13 protein-coding genes and 1 other annotated feature are annotated in these 17656 nt (G+C 39.2%); of the genes, 2 read left to right on the top strand and 11 right to left on the bottom strand.

Annotation, left to right across the window (positions count from 1 at the left end):
- Window positions 1-82 precede the first annotated feature (82 nt).
- Together aspS and hisS are read right to left on the bottom strand one after the other, a co-directional pair.
- Entirely contained in the window at window positions 83-1852 is a 1770-nt protein-coding gene (gene aspS, locus V1L66_RS07535) for an aspartate--tRNA ligase (protein WP_004226768.1), read from the bottom strand.
- 65 nt (window positions 1853-1917) lie between these two features.
- On the bottom strand, window positions 1918-3186 hold the full coding sequence (hisS, locus tag V1L66_RS07530; RefSeq protein WP_258859807.1) for a histidine--tRNA ligase: 1269 nt from the start codon (window positions 3184-3186) through the stop codon (window positions 1918-1920).
- A 233-nt stretch (window positions 3187-3419) separates the two neighbouring features.
- Window positions 3420-3663, bottom strand: a binding site (T-box leader).
- A 164-nt stretch (window positions 3664-3827) separates the two neighbouring features.
- Here hisS and V1L66_RS07525 point away from each other — a divergent pair.
- On the top strand, window positions 3828-5414 hold the full coding sequence (locus V1L66_RS07525; protein WP_036076239.1) for an SH3 domain-containing protein: 1587 nt from the start codon (window positions 3828-3830) through the stop codon (window positions 5412-5414).
- Between the two features lie 43 nt (window positions 5415-5457).
- Here the strand turns inward: V1L66_RS07525 and V1L66_RS07520 are convergent, their stop codons facing one another.
- The 7 genes from V1L66_RS07520 to V1L66_RS07490 form a co-directional block, all read right to left on the bottom strand.
- Window positions 5458-6864 (bottom strand): YfcC family protein, encoded by a 1407-nt coding sequence (locus tag V1L66_RS07520; protein WP_036075835.1) that lies wholly within the window; start codon window positions 6862-6864, stop codon window positions 5458-5460.
- 596 nt (window positions 6865-7460) lie between these two features.
- Complete coding sequence (locus V1L66_RS07515) at window positions 7461-7676, bottom strand: DUF2642 domain-containing protein (RefSeq protein ID WP_016991632.1); 216 nt, start codon at window positions 7674-7676, stop codon at window positions 7461-7463.
- A gap of 71 nt (window positions 7677-7747) precedes the next feature.
- Window positions 7748-8188: a D-aminoacyl-tRNA deacylase gene (gene dtd / locus V1L66_RS07510; protein WP_333004809.1), complete on the bottom strand. Its 441-nt coding sequence runs from the start codon at window positions 8186-8188 to the stop codon at window positions 7748-7750.
- 32 nt (window positions 8189-8220) lie between these two features.
- A complete protein-coding gene (locus V1L66_RS07505; protein WP_016991633.1) occupies window positions 8221-10416 on the bottom strand; it encodes a bifunctional (p)ppGpp synthetase/guanosine-3',5'-bis(diphosphate) 3'-pyrophosphohydrolase in 2196 nt (731 codons plus the stop codon).
- Window positions 10417-10621: 205 nt separating this feature from the next.
- On the bottom strand, window positions 10622-11536 hold the full coding sequence (locus tag V1L66_RS07500; RefSeq protein WP_333004813.1) for a pseudouridine-5'-phosphate glycosidase: 915 nt from the start codon (window positions 11534-11536) through the stop codon (window positions 10622-10624).
- Between the two features lie 4 nt (window positions 11537-11540).
- Window positions 11541-12632 (bottom strand): carbohydrate kinase, encoded by a 1092-nt coding sequence (locus tag V1L66_RS07495; RefSeq protein ID WP_016991634.1) that lies wholly within the window; start codon window positions 12630-12632, stop codon window positions 11541-11543.
- Window positions 12633-12745: 113 nt separating this feature from the next.
- On the bottom strand, window positions 12746-13996 hold the full coding sequence (locus V1L66_RS07490; protein ID WP_333004814.1) for an MFS transporter: 1251 nt from the start codon (window positions 13994-13996) through the stop codon (window positions 12746-12748).
- Between the two features lie 184 nt (window positions 13997-14180).
- Between V1L66_RS07490 and V1L66_RS07485 the strand changes: the two genes are divergently transcribed.
- Entirely contained in the window at window positions 14181-14639 is a 459-nt protein-coding gene (locus tag V1L66_RS07485) for a MarR family winged helix-turn-helix transcriptional regulator (RefSeq protein WP_036075828.1), read from the top strand.
- Window positions 14640-14675: 36 nt separating this feature from the next.
- Here the strand turns inward: V1L66_RS07485 and V1L66_RS07480 are convergent, their stop codons facing one another.
- The gene (locus V1L66_RS07480) at window positions 14676-15188 is read right to left on the bottom strand and encodes an adenine phosphoribosyltransferase (RefSeq protein WP_016991635.1); all 513 of its coding nucleotides are present in this window, start codon (window positions 15186-15188) and stop codon (window positions 14676-14678) included.
- A 35-nt stretch (window positions 15189-15223) separates the two neighbouring features.
- The gene (gene recJ, locus V1L66_RS07475; RefSeq protein WP_333004815.1) at window positions 15224-17542 is read right to left on the bottom strand and encodes a single-stranded-DNA-specific exonuclease RecJ; all 2319 of its coding nucleotides are present in this window, start codon (window positions 17540-17542) and stop codon (window positions 15224-15226) included.
- Window positions 17543-17656 lie beyond the last annotated feature (114 nt).

The raw sequence follows: 17656 nt of genomic DNA, 5'->3' as shown, positions 1-17656 counted from the left end.
CTATAATTTCTTAAGAAAACGCAAAAAATACCTAGATTCCCAACAGTATTTGCTAGGAATTCCAGGTATTTTGTATTACACATTATTTTCTAAATGGTTTGATGGCCAGGCTTAATTCACTTAGTTGCTCAGGAGATACTTCACTTGGTGCTTCTGTCATCAAACAGCTTGCACTAGCAGTTTTCGGGAATGCAATTGTATCACGTAAATTAGTACGACCTGCTAATAGCATAACGAAGCGATCAAGACCAAATGCAAGACCTGCATGTGGTGGTACGCCGTATTCAAACGCTTCTAATAGGAAGCCGAATTGTGCTTGTGCTTCTTCTTCTGAGAAGCCAAGTAATTCAAACATTTTCTCTTGTAGGTCACGTTCGTAAATACGTAATGAACCACCACCAAGTTCGTAGCCGTTTAAAACGATATCATATGCTTGTGCACGTACTGCTGCAGGATCTGTGTCCATTAACGCTATATCTTCATCAAACGGACGTGTGAATGGATGATGTGCTGCATAGTAGCGTCCATCTTCCTCAGAGTATTCGAATAACGGCCAGTCAGTAATCCATAGGAAGGCAAATTGTGATTCATCGATTAGATTTAAATCTTGTCCTAATTTCGTACGTAGAGCACCTAAAGAAGCTGCTACAACAGCGGCTTTATCTGCTACAAATACTAGAATATCGCCAACTTCCGCTCCCATACGCTCGATTAAGGCTGCAGCTAATGCTTCATCAAAGAATTTAGCGATAGGACCATTTAAGCCTTCTTCTGTTACCTTTAACCAAGCAAGACCTTTTGCTCCATAAATCCCAACGAATTTTGTTAACTCGTCCATGTCTTTACGAGAATATTTGTCAGCTGCACCTTTAATATTGATACTTTTCACTTGTTTTCCTTGTGCAACCGTATCCGCAAATACTTTGAAGTTACAGCCTTCAAAAATATCATTTAACGCCACTAGCTCTAATCCAAAACGTACATCTGGCTTATCTGAACCATAACGATCCATCGCTTCTTGGTATTTCATGCGCTGGAACGGTGCAGGAATGTCGATTCCTTTTACTTCTTTCATAACCGCTTGAATCAAGCGCTCGTTCATTTCTAATACTTCTTCTTGTGTTAAGAAGCTCGTTTCAATATCCACCTGTGTAAACTCTGGTTGACGGTCAGCACGTAAGTCTTCGTCACGGAAGCAACGCGCAATTTGGAAGTACTTCTCAAAACCAGCAACCATTAATAATTGTTTAAATAATTGAGGTGACTGTGGTAAAGCGTAAAATTCACCTTCATGAACACGTGAAGGGACTAAATAGTCACGAGCACCCTCTGGCGTTGATTTTGTTAAAATTGGTGTTTCAACTTCTAAGAATCCTTCATTTTGTAGGAAGTTACGAATTGTACGTGTGACATCAGAACGCATTTTGAATGTATCGAACATTACGGGACGGCGTAAGTCTAGATAACGATATTTTAAACGTAAATCTTCTGATACGTCCGTGCGATCTTCGATTTGGAATGGTGTTGTTTTTGCTGTATTAATCACCACTAATTTTGTTGCTTCCACTTCGATTTTACCGTTTGGCACATTTGGATTGATTTGATCTTCTGTACGAAGGATGACAGTGCCTTCCACTTCGATCACATATTCACTACGCACTTTATCCGCTAATGCATGTGCTTCTGCAACGTCTGGACTAAAAACAACTTGCGTAATACCTGTACGGTCACGCAAATCAATGAAAATTAAACCACCAAGGTCACGACGACGCTGTACCCAACCTTTTAATACGACTTTTTCGCCTTGTAACGCTTCTGAAAGCTCGTTACTCGCATGTGTTCTTGTAGCCATTGTTAAATTCCTCCAAAATATCTTCAATTTATGTAGCATTTCACTAGGAATGCCCTCTGTCTGATTTATGCCTGTTGTGTTAAATAGTTCACTAGCTCTGAGAATGCCACTTTGTGCTGCTCCCCAGATTCCATATGTTTGACAGCTGCTGCCTGCTCTTCAAGTTCCGTTTCACCAAGAACAAGGGTATATTTTGCACCTAGACGATCCGCTGATTTCATTTGAGCCTTCATTTTACGGTCTAAATAATCCATCTCTGTCGCAAGTCCCTTCGCTCGGAAAGTGCTTGTCAGCTCAACAGCCTTTTGCTTCGCCTCATCGCCCATTGCAATAATGTAAACATCTAGCCCTGAAGCTGTGTCTAATTCAACACCCTCTGCTTCAAGTGCCAGCAACAATCGCTCAATACTTAATGCAAAACCTATACCTGGTACATCAGGACCGCCAATTTCTTGCACTAATCCATTGTAGCGTCCACCACCACATAGTGTTGTAATCGCTCCAAAGCCTGATGCTGTGGACATAATTTCAAATGTTGTGTGATTATAATAATCAAGTCCTCGCACGAGATTTGGATCAACCTCGTATGAAATACCCAATGTATCTAAGTACGATTTCACTTGAGCAAAATAAGCAGCTGATTCTTCTGTTAAGAAATCAGTTAACGCTGGAGCCGTTTGCATTAACGGATGCTCACGATCTACCTTACAATCTAAAATGCGCAATGGATTTTTTTGCAAACGATTTTGACAGTCTGAGCAAAACTCATGAATATGTGGCTCAAAATGCTGTAATAAAGCAGTACGATGTGTATCACGTGTTTCTTTGTCGCCAAGTGAATTAATCACTAATTTTAAATCCTTTAAACCAGCTGATTCATAGACGTCCATAGCAAGAGCAATGACTTCTGCATCAATCGCAGGATCTGCTGAACCAATTGCTTCTACTCCAAACTGTACAAATTGACGATAACGACCCGCTTGTTGACGCTCATAGCGGAACATTGGTCCTAAGTAAGAAAGCTTAACTGGCTGATCTGGAGCACCAAACATTTTATGCTCCACATAGGCACGTACGACACCAGCCGTATTTTCTGGACGTAGTGTTAATGAACGCCCTCCACGATCTTCAAATGTATACATTTCCTTTTGTACAACATCAGTTGTTTCCCCAACCCCACGTGCAAATAGATCCGTTTGCTCGAAAATTGGTGTGCGAATTTCGTTATAGCGATAAACACGACAAATATCACGAATAATCGCTTCAACCTTTTGCCATTTTTCAGATTGACCTGGCAAAATATCTTGTGTCCCTCGTGGCACTTTAAAACTCATGTAATTCCCTCCTATATTGATTGCTTATGATAGAGCAGCTGTTGTACCACTTTGAGCGAATGCATGCTTTGATTGAGCGGATTTCTGTCCGTTCTGAGCGGGTTACAACCTCTGATGAGCGCTTTTCACACTAGTTGGAGCGCCTTCCCCTCTTCTCTTAGCAAAAACAGCAATCCCTCGAAAAAACTCATTACTTTTTGGGCAACAAAAAAAGCCCTCGTCACCTTGCTAATGCAAGGGACGAGAGCTGTATAAGCTTCCGCGGTTCCACCCTAGTTGACACAAAATAATTACATGTGTCCTCCTCTTAATCGGATAACGGCCGATTCCGTTTTTTCCTACTAGGCACTGCTTTTCAGAAAAAAGCCTCTCAAGTGTTATTCACGTGATACATTTTTGTAGGAAAGATTGCAGCCTAAGTCTTTCCCTCTCTTTTCCAATAGTGGTATACGCTACTTGCTTGGTCATAAGCGATTAATCATTTTTCGATTACCCTTTATGTTAGTCACTAGCCAAAGCAATGTCAACTATTTTTGTATTTTTCACCCGTCTATCTTGAAAATAACTAATTCTGTTACCATTTTACCACGAATTTTATGATAAAAGCATGGTAAAATAGCACAAGGAATAGGAGGAATCTGATGAGGACAAAAATTTTACATAGTATAATCATCTTCGTACTAATGGTAACGATGGCGATTCCAAATAAGAACTTTGTTCAAAGAGCTTCCGCTGACACCAGTGATCTAAAAGTCGCTGGAACGATTCTTCATTTGCGTGAGGGTCCTGGATTGTCTTATCCCATTATTACGACTTTAGAAGAAGGTGACCCTTTAACCTCAATCGGTCGAGAAGGTGATTGGTACCAAGTCAAAGCAGGTAATTACGAAGGATGGGTTGCCTCTTGGCTGACAGCACCTACTAATGCTAAACAAGTGATCGACAAAACCGTCATTTCACAAGTTGACCGTTTAAATATTCGAACAGAACCAGATATCTCTTCAGCTGTTCTTGGTCAACTTTCTACAGGTAACCAAGCAAACCTCGTTGAAGAAAATGGAGAATGGGCAAAAATCGATTGGAATGGACTAACAGGATGGGTGTCGAAGGATTATGTCACGATCAACGATAACCCTAAAAAAGAAACGGAACCCAAGGAAGATGCTGTAGAAGTAACTACTACAACCACGGCATCCGCTAATAAAGATGCAACCTTCACCATTTTAGTGGACACCCTTAATGTTCGTAAGAAGCCAGATTTGAACGCTAAAAAAATCGGCACCGCAACAAAAGGACAAGCCTTTAAAGTACTCGCACATGAGCATAATTGGGTACAAATTCAGTACAATGATAAAAAAGTTGGTTGGGTCTATAGTTTTTATGGTACATTCTCCAATAAAGTAAAAAGTACCTCAAAAACATCATCTTCCAAAGAGTTAGAGTCTGTTACGATTATCTATAATGGGACAAACCTACGAACGGATGCCTCAACAGCAGCAGAGGTGGTTGAACGTGTAGATGCTGGTGGGAATTACCCGATAGTAGGCGTTAAAAATGATTTTTATGAAATACAAATAGACGACGAAAAAACAGCCTTTGTCGCGAACTGGGTGGTCACAACAAGTTCCAATAAAGCGACAAATCCACAGAAAGAAATAGAAGAACCCCGTAAAAAAGGTACTTTAAGTGGATTAACGATCGTTGTTGATGCTGGTCATGGTGGAAATGACCATGGTACAACTGGTCAACGTGGTACTGAGGAAAAGGGCATTACTTTAAAAACGGCCACTTTGCTAGCTTCCAAGCTAAGTGCTGCTGGCGCAAACGTTGTCATGACAAGAGAATCGGATGAATATGTGGCATTGCGTAAGCGTGTATCGATTGCCCATCAATATGAGGCAGATGCCTTTATTAGCCTTCATTACGATGCAACAGATGATAGCTCCATTAACGGCTTCACGTCCTATTATATGAATAGCAATCAAAAAGGGCTTGCTGAAGCAATTCATGACGGCCTTTCCAGTAAACTAGATTTAAGAGACCGTGGTACACAACAAGGGAATTATTTAGTATTACGAGAAAATCGTCAAAAGGCCGTCCTTATTGAGTTAGGCTTTTTAAGTAATTCAAGTGAGGAGCGCGTTATTACAACAGCTAAATTCCGTGAACAAGCGACTCTTGGTATTTATCAGGGAATTCTCAACTACTTTAATGAACAAGATGAATAAGCAAAAAAAGCTGTGGATGATAACATCCACAGCTTTTTCATATTTAAGATATTCCTAATGCTACCGCAGCAATTAGCGCCAGACAGGCAATCACTGCCCACCCAAGAATCATCTTCCAGATAAACTTAATCCACTTTTCATAAGGGATACCTGCAACAGCTAAATACGCCATTAATGCAGACGAGGTAGGAATAATAGAGTTCGTTAAGGAATCTCCATATTGGAAGGCTAAAACAGCCACTTGTCGCTCTAATCCTAATAAATCAGTGATTGGAATCATAATTGGCATTGTTGCTGCTGCCTGTCCACTACCAGATGAAATAAATAAATTTAAAAGAGCTTGGATAAATAACATACCGATTGCACTAATAGCATGTGGCAAATGTCCAATTGTTTCTGAGGCTGCATAAACGATTGTATCAATAATTTTCCCCTGCTCTAAAACAACCGTAATAGCACGGGCAAAACCTACAATTAAAGCACCAAATGTTACAGCCTTGGCTCCCTCAATAAAGGAATCAAAGATAGTAGCAGGTTTTAAACCACCAATTAATCCTGCAACTAATCCCATAATTAAAAAGGATGCCGTTAGCTGTGTTAAGAACCAGCCCCAATTAAAGACACCATAAATATTAAAGCCAATTCCACAAGCCATAACAATAAATACAAATTTATGCTTTCCAGTTAATGTAGGAATGTCAATCGCAGAAACATTGGATTTAGCTTTTTGCTCAATATCATAAATGACACTTGCCTGTGGGTTCTTTTTCACCTTAAAAGCATAGCGAGATACATAGAAAATAGCAAAACCCAACACAAAAACATAGACAACAGCACGGAAGCCAATCCCTGAGAATAATGGTACATCAGCTAATGATTGTGCAACACCTACCGTAAAGGGATTAAGCATTCCTCCGAAAAATCCACTGGCGGCACCAAGTGTAATCATAGCTGTTCCTGTTACAGCATCAAAGCCCATCGCACGTGCAATGGCCACACCAATCGGTACGAAAATAATTGTTTCTTCCGCCATCCCCATTGTAAAACCACCAACAGAGAATAAAATCATCGATAAAGGAATCAGTAATTTCTCTCTGCCCTCTAAAGCTTTTACTCCTTTATAGACACCTGCCTCAATAGCACCTGTAGAACGAATAATACCAAAAACACCACTGACTAAAAAAATGTAGAAAATAATTTGAGCCCCTTTTTCGAGACCCATTGGAATCGCTGTAAACATTTCAAAAAAGGAAACTGGTTCACTCTCAATATGATGATAGCTTCCATCTACAACGAGCATTCGCCCTTCTTCATCCTCTACACGTTCAAACTCACCCGCTGGTATGATATAGCTTGCAATACCTGCTAAAAAAATAATAGCAAAAATAATCGTATATGTATGAGGTACTTTCAACCAGCTTTTCTTCTTTACCCCCTGCTCATTTTCCATTAAATCACGCTCCTTTTTCTGATTTAGACATTAGCAGTATATTGTCGCTATTTGTCGCTAATTGAAAATAAATATACATGAGTTTAAATTTATTGTAAAGTATTAATTTTCTATTATTTCAGAAAGCACACGCTGCCGTTCCTTATTAAACCTCTTATTCCTCTCCTACAAACACAGAAAGTTATATACACATAATCGAATACTAATGTGCATTTCCATCGTCATATTTTGTTTTCTAAAATAATAATTATATCTCGATGACACAAATTGTTTCTTATTAAGACAGAAGCAATGTGCAGTGGTGTTGGAGAAGATAGAGTTGATATGATTGTCCTTCGATTTTTCAACCATGAACTTCATGAGAAAAATCAATCATGAAAGGCATCAAAGGTTGTATGTAGGATGAAAAAATTGGAGGTTAGCTATCCATGAGGAATCAAATGATTTATTATTTTTAGAAAATAATATTCAACTGTTTGATAATTTTTAGTTTCTGGAACTACATTTACTATTATGAGATTACTATTTGCAATAAACAGATAAAAAAAGAAAAAGAACCTTCTATCATTTATTATGATTTGAAGGCTCATATTTTTTCATTTTTTTGTAGTTTCCAATGTAACCCATACAATTTCCTCCATTCGAATGAAGAAAGGCGTACGATTCATCTCAAGAACCATATGGTCAGGTAGTATGGATAATAAAATACCTTGTTGAATATTTTTTGCTGTTTGCACCACTACTGCCTGACCAATCATCATGCTAAGAGTTTCGTATAAATATGGATTGGTTATACTTCTCGTCTGCGTCATGTTTAAGACACTCCTTCCTATAAAACTAACCATACTCTTTAGTATATGAAGGAATTATAGGAAATGTTCCATTATTTTGACTCTAGAAGAATTGTGACTGGACCATCATTAATTAGTGCTACATCCATCATTGCACCAAAAATACCTGTTTCCACATGTAAGCCATGCTCGCGTAATGCCTGATTAAAAGCCTCCCACAGTGGCTCAGCTGCTTCTGGTCTAGCTGCGTTGATAAAACTTGGACGATTCCCTTTTTTTGCATCCCCATACAAAGTAAATTGTGAGACGGATAAAATAGCGCCCCCATGCTCTAAGATCGAATGATTCATTTTTCCATCTGCATCTTCCCAAAGACGTAAGTTAGCTACTTTTTTTGCTAAATAGGCAACATCCTCTTGTGTGTCTTCATGTGTGATTCCCACTAAAAGAACATAGCCATAATCAATTGCTCCTGTAACCGTTCCGTCCACTGTTACAGAGGCAGCTTTACTGCGCTGTAATACTACTTTCATGTACTAAACCCCAATTCTATATTGCCTATCAATTAGTTAATGACACGCTGTACCGAATAAATATCAGGTGTTTGTTTAATTCGCTCAACAACTTTATGCAAATGTGAAATATTTGAAATAGAAATTGTTAAATGAATTGTTGCCATTTTATCACGGTCAGCACGACCACTTACTGCTAAAATATTTGTTTTCGTTTCACTAACAATTTGCATGATTTCATTTAAAATGCCAGGTCTGTCAAAGGCTGAAACTTCAATATCAACAGGGTATTCCTTTTTCTCAGGAATGACACCATGCTCCCATTCCACTTCAATTAAGCGTTCCTGCTCATCCTCAATTTGAATATTTGGACAGTCCTCACGATGGACAGAAACACCTCTACCCTTCGTAATAAAGCCTACAATATCATCGCCAGGAACGGGCGTACAGCAGCGAGAAAGTCGAATGAGCATATTATCAATACCCTTTACAATAACGCCCGATTCCGTACGTTTTTGTGGAATTGGATTTTTCATTTTTTGTTCGATTTTTTCTAGTGCTTCTTCCTGCTCACGTTCTTTACGACGTTTTTCAGCTAAACGATTCACAACCTGCTGTGCAGTAATCCCATTCACACCAACTGCCGCATACAAATCTTCTTCATTCGTATAGTTAAATTTGTCGCATACCCGTTTTAGGTTTTCAGAGGACAGCGTTTCCTTTAAATCGAAATCCTGAGCACGGATTTCTTTTTCAATCATTTCTTTACCTTTGACAATATTTTCTTCACGCAGGTGTCGTTTAAAGAATTGCTTTATCTTATTCTTCGCCTGCGAGGATTGAGCTATTTTTAGCCAATCGCGACTCGGACCAAAGGATTGTTTCGAAGTTAAAATTTCAATGATATCACCCGTTTTTAATGGCGTATCAAGCGGTACCATCTTCCCATTAATTTTCGCTCCAATCGTACGATTTCCCACTTCGGAATGAACGCGATAGGCAAAATCAATAGGAACAGAACCTGCTGGCAGTTCAATGACATCGCCTTCAGGTGTAAAGACATAAACCATATCAGAGAATAAATCAAATTTTAAGGATTCCATAAATTCCTCTGCGTTGGAAGATTCATTTTGGAACTCTAAAATTTCACGGAACCACGTTAATTTTTGATCGACATTCTGCTTTTGATGATCGACGTTTTTGCCTTCTTTATACGCCCAGTGCGCCGCAATCCCGTACTCTGCAATTTTGTGCATTTCCTTTGTACGAATCTGTACCTCCAACGGGTCACCATAAGGCCCAATAACAGTCGTATGTAGAGACTGGTACAGGTTTTGTTTTGGCATAGCAATATAGTCTTTAAAGCGTCCTGGCATTGGTTTCCATAGTGTATGCACGATTCCTAATACGGCATAGCAATCTTTAATACTATCGACAAGAACACGAATGGCTAATAAATCATAAATTTCATTAAACTGTTTCTTTTGTAACACCATTTTTCGATAGATACTGTAAATATGCTTTGGTCGACCATAGACATCTGCGTCAATTTCAACCTCATTCAGTTGTGATTTCATCTCAGCCATCACATTTTCTAAATAAGCTTCACGTTCATCACGTTTTTTCTTCATCAGACTGACAATACGATAATATTGTTGTGGGTTTAAATAGCGCAGTGCTGTATCTTCAAGCTCCCATTTTACAGTCGAAATTCCAAGACGATGAGCAAGTGGTGCAAAAATCTCGAGCGTCTCTTTCGAAATGCGTCGTTGCTTCTCAGCAGGTAAATGCTTTAACGTACGCATATTATGAAGACGGTCTGCTAGCTTAATGAGAATAACACGGATATCTTGCGCCATAGCCACAAACATTTTTCGATGATTTTCTGCCTGCTGCGCCTCTTTTGATAAATATTTAATTTTCCCTAGTTTGGTAACACCATCAACAAGCACGGCTACCTCTTCGCCAAATTCACGTACCAAATCATCCCGCGTAAAATCCGTATCTTCGACAACATCATGTAAAAAACCTGCTGCTACAGTTTCCGGGTCCATTTGTAATTCAGCTAGAATACCTGCTACTTGTACTGGGTGAATAATATACGGTTCACCAGAGCTACGGAATTGCTCAATATGGGCATCCCTTGCTAATTCATATGCTTTTTTCACGAATGCGACATTTTCATCATTCATGTAGGATTTGACTAACTCAAAAACGTCCTCAGGAGTCAAAATTTGCTCTTTCGCCATAACATGTCCACCTTGCTCGTCAAATTTTTCAGATTAGATATAAACTTAATTGTATAAAATATTGTGGCCTATTGTAAAGAGACTGTATCATTTAGTTTAGTTAATCTCGTGAACAGATCGAAAAACGGAAAAAATATCCTTCTTTTTAATAAAAAAGACCCTTTGCGACTTCACGTCACAAAGAGTCCTTGTTTCGACAAATGGATTAGTGTAATTGATTGTAAGCTACAGCAATTTTCGCGCCGACAACTGCATTGTTTTTCACTAATGCAATGTTGGCATCAAGACTTTTACCTTCTGTTAATTCTTTAACTTTGCCAAGTAAGAATGGTGTAACGTTTTTACCTTGAATGCCATTCTCTTCAGCTTCAACTAAAGCTTTTTCAATAATGTTTGTAATAAATGCATGCTCTAATGCTTCCGCCTCAGGAATTGGATTTGCAATGACAGCGCCACCTTTTAAGCCTAATTGCCATTTCGCAGATAGCATTGCTGCAATTTCTTCCGGCGTATCTAACTGGAAGTTTACATCGAATCCACTTTGACGTGTGTAGAACGCTGGTAATTCATCCGTACCATAACCAACCACTGGCACACCTTTTGTTTCAAGATATTCTAATGTAAGACCGATGTCTAAAATAGATTTTGCACCTGCACAGATAACGGCAACATTTGTTTGAGCTAATTCTTCTAGGTCAGCAGAGACATCCATTGTTGTTTCTGCACCGCGGTGTACACCACCAATACCACCTGTAACAAAGATTTCAATACCTGCAAGCTCTGCACAGATCATTGTCGCTGCAACTGTTGTAGCTCCTAATTTTTTCGTTGCTAATAAGTAGCCTAAGTCACGACGTGAAGCTTTCGCAACACCTTGAGCATTACCGAACATTTCTAGCTCTTCATCTGATAGACCAATTTTAATTTTCCCATCAATTAATGCAATTGTCGCAGGGACTGCACCATTATCGCGAATAATTTGCTCAACTTCAAGCGCAGTTTGCACGTTTTGTGGATATGGCATACCGTGTGAAATAATTGTTGATTCTAATGCAACGATTGGTAGACCTTTTGCTTGTCCTGCTTTTACTTCTTCTGATAATACGATGAAATCTTTCATGTTGTTATTCCTCCATTTCATGTTTCAACAAATCTACTGATAACTCAGGTCTTACTGTATAAGGAGATGCCAATGTATTTTTTGCATTGGTTAATCCAGCATCAATACATGTCTCAAAAGATTGTCCCGTCAGCCAACTGTGAATGACAGCGCTGACAAAGGCATCTCCTGCTCCTGTCACATCTTCAATTTTGTCAATCACTTTAGCGGCAACATGACGAGGTGCAATCGTTGCAGATGCTGCATAAACACCCTTGCTGCCAGCTGTGATAATGACATGCTCCGCACCTAGTTGTAGGAGCTGTTGTAATGCTTTTTCATAATGGGTAGCGTTTTCAATTTTATGTCCAACAATTGTTTCCGCTTCATCTGTGTTACAAATAAACCAAGTTACGCCTTGTAATGTTTCAGGTAGTCGATTCATTTTTGGCGAAGATACTGGCACAATGACGAGTGGAATATCACGAGCAATGGCTACTTGCTGGATATACGCCACTGTTTCTTTTGGACAGTTTAAATCCAAAATAAAACAGCCTGCGTTTACAAGCATCGTTTCATGTTTTTTCAACAAGCTAGGTAACAGAAGGTCATAAACCTCCATATTTGCTACAGCTAGTGCTAGCTCTCCTTGTTCATCCATGATGGCAGTATAAGAACCTGTAGAAGCCTCTGCAAGCTGCTCTACATAACGTAGATTCATAAAGGATTCCGAAGCCTCTTGGATCACTTGCCAATCAGCATCCTTACCTGCCGTTGTTAGTAACGTCACTTGATGATTTAATCTGCCTAAGTTTTCAGCAATATTTCGACCAACGCCACCTACGCTAAAAGAAGAACTGGCAGGGTTAGATGTTCCAAATTGAACATTGCCCTTAACATGGAATTTGCGGTCTAAATTAGCTCCACCGATGCAAATAATTTCATTTTCCTCGGGTAATATATAAGCACGACCTACAATTTTTCCTTGCTTCGTTAAACTAGACACTAAATTAGCAAGCACGGGACGCGACAGATTCATTGCATCTGCCATTTCTTGCTGAGACATAAACGGATTCTGGCGAATTAAAGCAAGCACCGCCTGTTCTCTTTCATTCATAGCATCACCTTTTATTATATTTGTTTATATTATAAACTTTTGTTTACATTATGTCAAAAGATTCTTTATTAAAAAAGTTGAACCTCATCTTACTGAGGCTCAACTTTTTTTGTTTATGTTTGCTGAGGTGTTTGTTTTTTAACAATGATGACGAATAAACTGGCCATTGCACAAAACATTCCTGCAAGGAAAAATGCCCATGTATAGGAATTAAAAAATTTATAAATTAGCCCTCCACCATACGCAGCAACCGCCGCTCCTGCTTGATGTGAGGCAAATATCCAGCCGTAGATAATACTGCTTTTTTGCATACCAAAAATTTGTCGCGTCATACTGATAGTTGGTGGCACTGTAGCAATCCAATCTAGTCCGTAAAAGATGGTGAAAATCGTTAATAAAACAAATGATCCTTGTGCGAGTGCGTAAGGAAGCAATAAAAGAGATGCGCCTCTTAACAGGTAATACCAAAACAATAACCATCGATTATCGAAGCGATCAGATAACCACCCAGAGGCAGTCGTGCCTAATAAATTAAAAATGCCCATAAAAGAAAGAAATGATGCTGCTGTGACTAAAGGAACGCCAAAGCTAATACAATAAGAAACAAAATGAGTACCAATTAATCCGCTTGTCGATAGCCCACAAATAAAAAAGCTGCCTGCTAAGAGCCAAAATGCTTTAACCTTAATCGCCTCATATAAACCTTTAAAAGCCATAGCTATTGGATTCTTCTTTTGTTGTATTTGTTGTTCCTCTATAGCCTCCTCTTGTCCATAAGGAGTTAACCCCATATCCTGGGGTCTATTTTTTATAAAAAGCGCAATCATGAAAAACATTATAATACTAAGGAGTAGCATTAATGTGATAGCCCATCGCCAAGAATAGTGTTCAATAATGATAGCTAGAACTGGTAATAAAATTAACTGGCCTGTAGCTGTACTTGCCGTTAAAATACCAACCGCTAACCCTCTGCGCTTTACAAACCAATGATTCGCCACATATGGACTAAGGACAGTTAAAAAAAGACTCGCACCAAGACCAATAATTCCACCCCAAATAACGATTAGCTGCCAGGATTGATTCATCAAAAATGTTAAAGTCATTCCTAATACTAAAGTTGCCATGGCACCTAGCATCATTTTCTTTAGGCCAATGACTTCAAGCAATGCAGCCATAAATGGACCAGATATGCCATATAAAAACAAACTTACAGCAAAAGCTAAAGCAATGGTTGAACGATCCCAGTGAAATTCTTTTTCAAGAGGATCGATAAACACGCCAGATGATGACATTGTAATCCCTGCGACAATTATCGAGAAAAATGTGACGATTAAAATAAACCAACTATAATGAACACGCTTCACCTCAACACCTTCTTTTCTTTGATAGACTACAAAACATGTATATACATGTTTAAGTCTGCTTATTTCATTTATATGTATATACATGTATAATCATAGTAATCGTTCATAAAGCTGTCAAGAAGGAATTTCTAGTTATTGGGTGTATACTGATAATTAGTAGAATCCCCTTAAAGGAGTACTGTCGATGAAGAATCAACTTAAAAATATTGATTATACACAAATTTGTGTTTGTGCAAACCTTAGAAAAAAAACAAGGGTCGTCACACAATTATATGATAAGCTGCTACAGCCTACTGGTTTAAAGGTTACACAATATTCAATGCTTGCACATATCGACCTTCAACAAGCTGTCTCAATCAGCCGTTTAGGTGAAATTTTACAGCTGGATCAAACCACTGTAACACGTAATATTAATCTATTAAAGCAACATGGCTATGTTGAATTAAGACGAGATACAAATGATGCTCGTACCAAAAAAATTACACTTACTGAAAAAGGATTAGAAAAACTGCATGAAGCAGCACCTATTTGGCAAGGAATTCAAGATAGAATCATTGAGGACATTGGAATGGAGAAATACGCAGATTTCTATGATACCTTGCGAACAATGCAACAAATCATTCAATCCTATGATGAAGTATAAAAAGCGCCCTCATTGTAGGGCGCTTTTGCAATGCTCTTAATATTGAATAAGTGTTTTAATATTTAAATCGCCAAGCTTGTCTCGACCATTTAATTCTAAAAGTTCAATTAGGAATGCACAGCCTACTACCTGACCACCTAATTGTTCCACTAAACGCACTGTTGCTTCAACTGTTCCCCCAGTTGCTAATAAATCATCACAGATTAACACCTTTTGACCAGGCTTAATTGCATCGTGATGCATTGTTAATGTATCTTTTCCATACTCTAGACCATAGTCCGCACTAATCACCTCACGCGGTAATTTACCTGGTTTACGAACAGGTGCAAAGCCAATTTCAAGTGCATAAGCTACTGGACAACCGATAATAAACCCACGAGCCTCAGGGCCAACTACAATTTCTGCTCCTACTTCTTTTGCATATTCTACAATTTGATCTGTCGCATATTTGTAGGCAGGTCCATTATCCATAATTGTCGTAATATCTCTGAAGGTAATGCCTTCTTTTGGCCAGTTTTCAACCGTTGTAACGTATTGCTTTAAATCCATATTCTTGCTCCTTCTACGAAACGTTATTCGTCCGTTTATGTTAATCGTTCATCAAACCATTGTTTTAATTCTATATAAGGAGCATAGACAAGCTTTTGCTCCATTTCAATCTGTTCTGAACGTTGTTTGTAAGACGGTGCCTCTGTTAGTGCTTGTTTTGGCGCATTCACGTTGACAGTCGTCAGTCCACTCTCCATTTTAACAAAACCAAGCTCAAAAAACACCTGTGTCATAAATTTTAATGTATCTAATGGCCACCCCGTATGCTTCGCTAAATCTGCGATATGCATATCAAGCGGAAAGGCTGGTCGATTTTTTAAGAACTTGTAATACCAAGCAAATTGCTCACGAGTAGGTAGACCACTGAAGTATTGTGAGTCAGGCATATAAAAATGAGCATAAATACGTGAAGGGGCTGTCTTCTGTAAAACGTCCTCTAGCTTTTGAACATTGTGTGGCAAGTCTAAGAGCACGATGTAATCACTTTGTTCAATATTTGAAAGGGCTGGGTCAACCAGTGTAATAGATGCACCTATTAATGATTGATAATAGGTCATCGTTTCTGGACGAAAGGCGATAAACCGGGCCACGTCCTTCGGTACGGTATTCAGCCATCGAGCTGTTTGACGGATACCACGAATATCAAATAACTGCCATTCTGTAGTTTGGACATCCTCGATCATAAATTGGGCTTTTTTACGCCCCTGCCATTCGTTAATTTGCAAATCGCCTATAAAGGAAACTTTGATGCCATACGTTAATTCATCATGTAAATGCCCTTTGTTAAAACCAACACTATCCAATTTATCATAGCCGTTTGTTATTTCCATTTTAATATGATTCTCGCCCGCTCCAATTTTACGCATGGAGGCGATTTCTACATCCTCCAGCACATACACAGGCTTAGGGAAATCTGTGCCAAATGGTCCTAGTGTTGAAATTTCCTCAATAGCATCCGCTGAAATTTCATCTATGCTGAGCGGTATATCAATATGCACTACAGGTGTTAATTGCTCCTCTGTTAAACAGGCTCTTGCCTGAGCATCTAAGCGAGTACGTAGTTCATCCACATGCTCTAATGATAAGGTCATACCTGCAGCCATAGGATGTCCACCAAAATGTGGTAAAATATCTCGATTTTTAGCTAGTTCATTATATAGATGAAAACCTTCAATACTTCGAGCAGAACCTTTTGCTATGCCCTTTTCTGGATCGAGTGACAGCACAATCGTTGGACGGTAATACAGTTCAACGAGACGTGAGGCTACAATTCCTACAACACCTGCGTTCCAGCCCTCGCCAGCAACAACAAGAACTAAGGAATTGCCGATTTTTTCATCTGCTTCAATCAGTGCGATGGCTTCATCTGTAATACTTTTCACAATATCTTTGCGCTCGGTATTGCAGGCATTTAGCTTTTTTGCCAATGCGGTTGCTTTAGCATTATCCTCCGCCATTAATAATTCAACACCAGGAGCTGCTTCACCTAGACGACCAACAGCATTCAATCGTGGACCAAAATAAAAGCCAATCGTTTCTTCTGTAATTTTCGTCTGCTCTGTACTGGCTATGTCACACATCGCTTGTACCCATGGACTAAGGGAACGACGCATTTCTTGTATGCCCCTCTTCACGAGATAGCGATTTTCATCCACCAACGGAACTAAATCTGCTACAGTGCCAATCGCCACAAATTCTATTAGATGGCTTGGTAGTTCACCATAAAGAGCATGTGCCAGCTTAAAGGCTACCCCTACTCCTGCTAGCTCGCCAAATGGATATTGCCCTTCTGGTATTCGGGGATGAAGAATAATATCTGCTGGTGGTAGCTCCTCACCTGGTTCATGGTGATCTGTCACAATGACATCCATACCAAGCTCCTTTGCTACTCGAATAGGCTCAATACCAGATATACCATTATCCACTGTAATGATTAACTGTACACCATCTTCATAGGCCTCCCGAAATAGGGCTTCATGCGGACCATAGCCATGGATAAAACGATTCGGAATTTTAAAGGAGACGTCTGCTCCAAGATCTAGTAAAACATGTAACATAACGGTTGTGCTTGTCACACCATCCGCATCATAATCACCATACACTAAAATTTTCTCACCATTTTCTAGTGCTTGTTCAATTCGTGCTACCGCTTCAGCCATACCATGCATAAGAAATGGGTCATGGATATTTGCCTCAGTCATATTTAATAAGCTTTCTGCCTCAGCCGTTGTTTCGCAGCCTCGTGCTGCTAAAATTTTTGCTGCAATCGCAGAAAGTTGTAAGTCATTTTGTAATGCTTGTACAAGTGTTGCGTCAGGACGCTCCACCTGCCATCTTTTTTTCGATAGAATCATCTGCTCACTTCCTTACGAAAGCTATTATACCGAATTTCTATTGGTTGCGCACTATCCGTTAGATTGATAGTTTTATCCATGGGTTTTTAATTTCTATCCGTCACTTTTCCATTT

Origin of the sequence: Lysinibacillus sp. IITD104 (assembly GCF_036698265.2) — a bacterium.
Taxonomy (GTDB): Bacteria; Bacillota; Bacilli; order Bacillales_A; family Planococcaceae; genus Lysinibacillus; species Lysinibacillus boronitolerans.
Note: the sequence above shows the minus strand (reverse complement) of the source record. Positions and strands in the feature narration are given on the sequence as shown.

Coding starts and splice junctions, on each gene's coding strand:
- aspS (WP_004226768.1), bottom strand. CDS start 1,852: ATGGCTACAAGAACACATGCGAGTAACGAGCTTTCAGAAGCGTTACAA.
- hisS (WP_258859807.1), bottom strand. CDS start 3,186: ATGAGTTTTAAAGTGCCACGAGGGACACAAGATATTTTGCCAGGTCAA.
- V1L66_RS07525 (WP_036076239.1), top strand. CDS start 3,828: ATGAGGACAAAAATTTTACATAGTATAATCATCTTCGTACTAATGGTA.
- V1L66_RS07520 (WP_036075835.1), bottom strand. CDS start 6,864: ATGGAAAATGAGCAGGGGGTAAAGAAGAAAAGCTGGTTGAAAGTACCT.
- V1L66_RS07515 (WP_016991632.1), bottom strand. CDS start 7,676: ATGACGCAGACGAGAAGTATAACCAATCCATATTTATACGAAACTCTT.
- dtd (WP_333004809.1), bottom strand. CDS start 8,188: ATGAAAGTAGTATTACAGCGCAGTAAAGCTGCCTCTGTAACAGTGGAC.
- V1L66_RS07505 (WP_016991633.1), bottom strand. CDS start 10,416: ATGGCGAAAGAGCAAATTTTGACTCCTGAGGACGTTTTTGAGTTAGTC.
- V1L66_RS07500 (WP_333004813.1), bottom strand. CDS start 11,536: ATGAAAGATTTCATCGTATTATCAGAAGAAGTAAAAGCAGGACAAGCA.
- V1L66_RS07495 (WP_016991634.1), bottom strand. CDS start 12,632: ATGAATGAAAGAGAACAGGCGGTGCTTGCTTTAATTCGCCAGAATCCG.
- V1L66_RS07485 (WP_036075828.1), top strand. CDS start 14,181: ATGAAGAATCAACTTAAAAATATTGATTATACACAAATTTGTGTTTGT.
- V1L66_RS07480 (WP_016991635.1), bottom strand. CDS start 15,188: ATGGATTTAAAGCAATACGTTACAACGGTTGAAAACTGGCCAAAAGAA.
- recJ (WP_333004815.1), bottom strand. CDS start 17,542: ATGATTCTATCGAAAAAAAGATGGCAGGTGGAGCGTCCTGACGCAACA.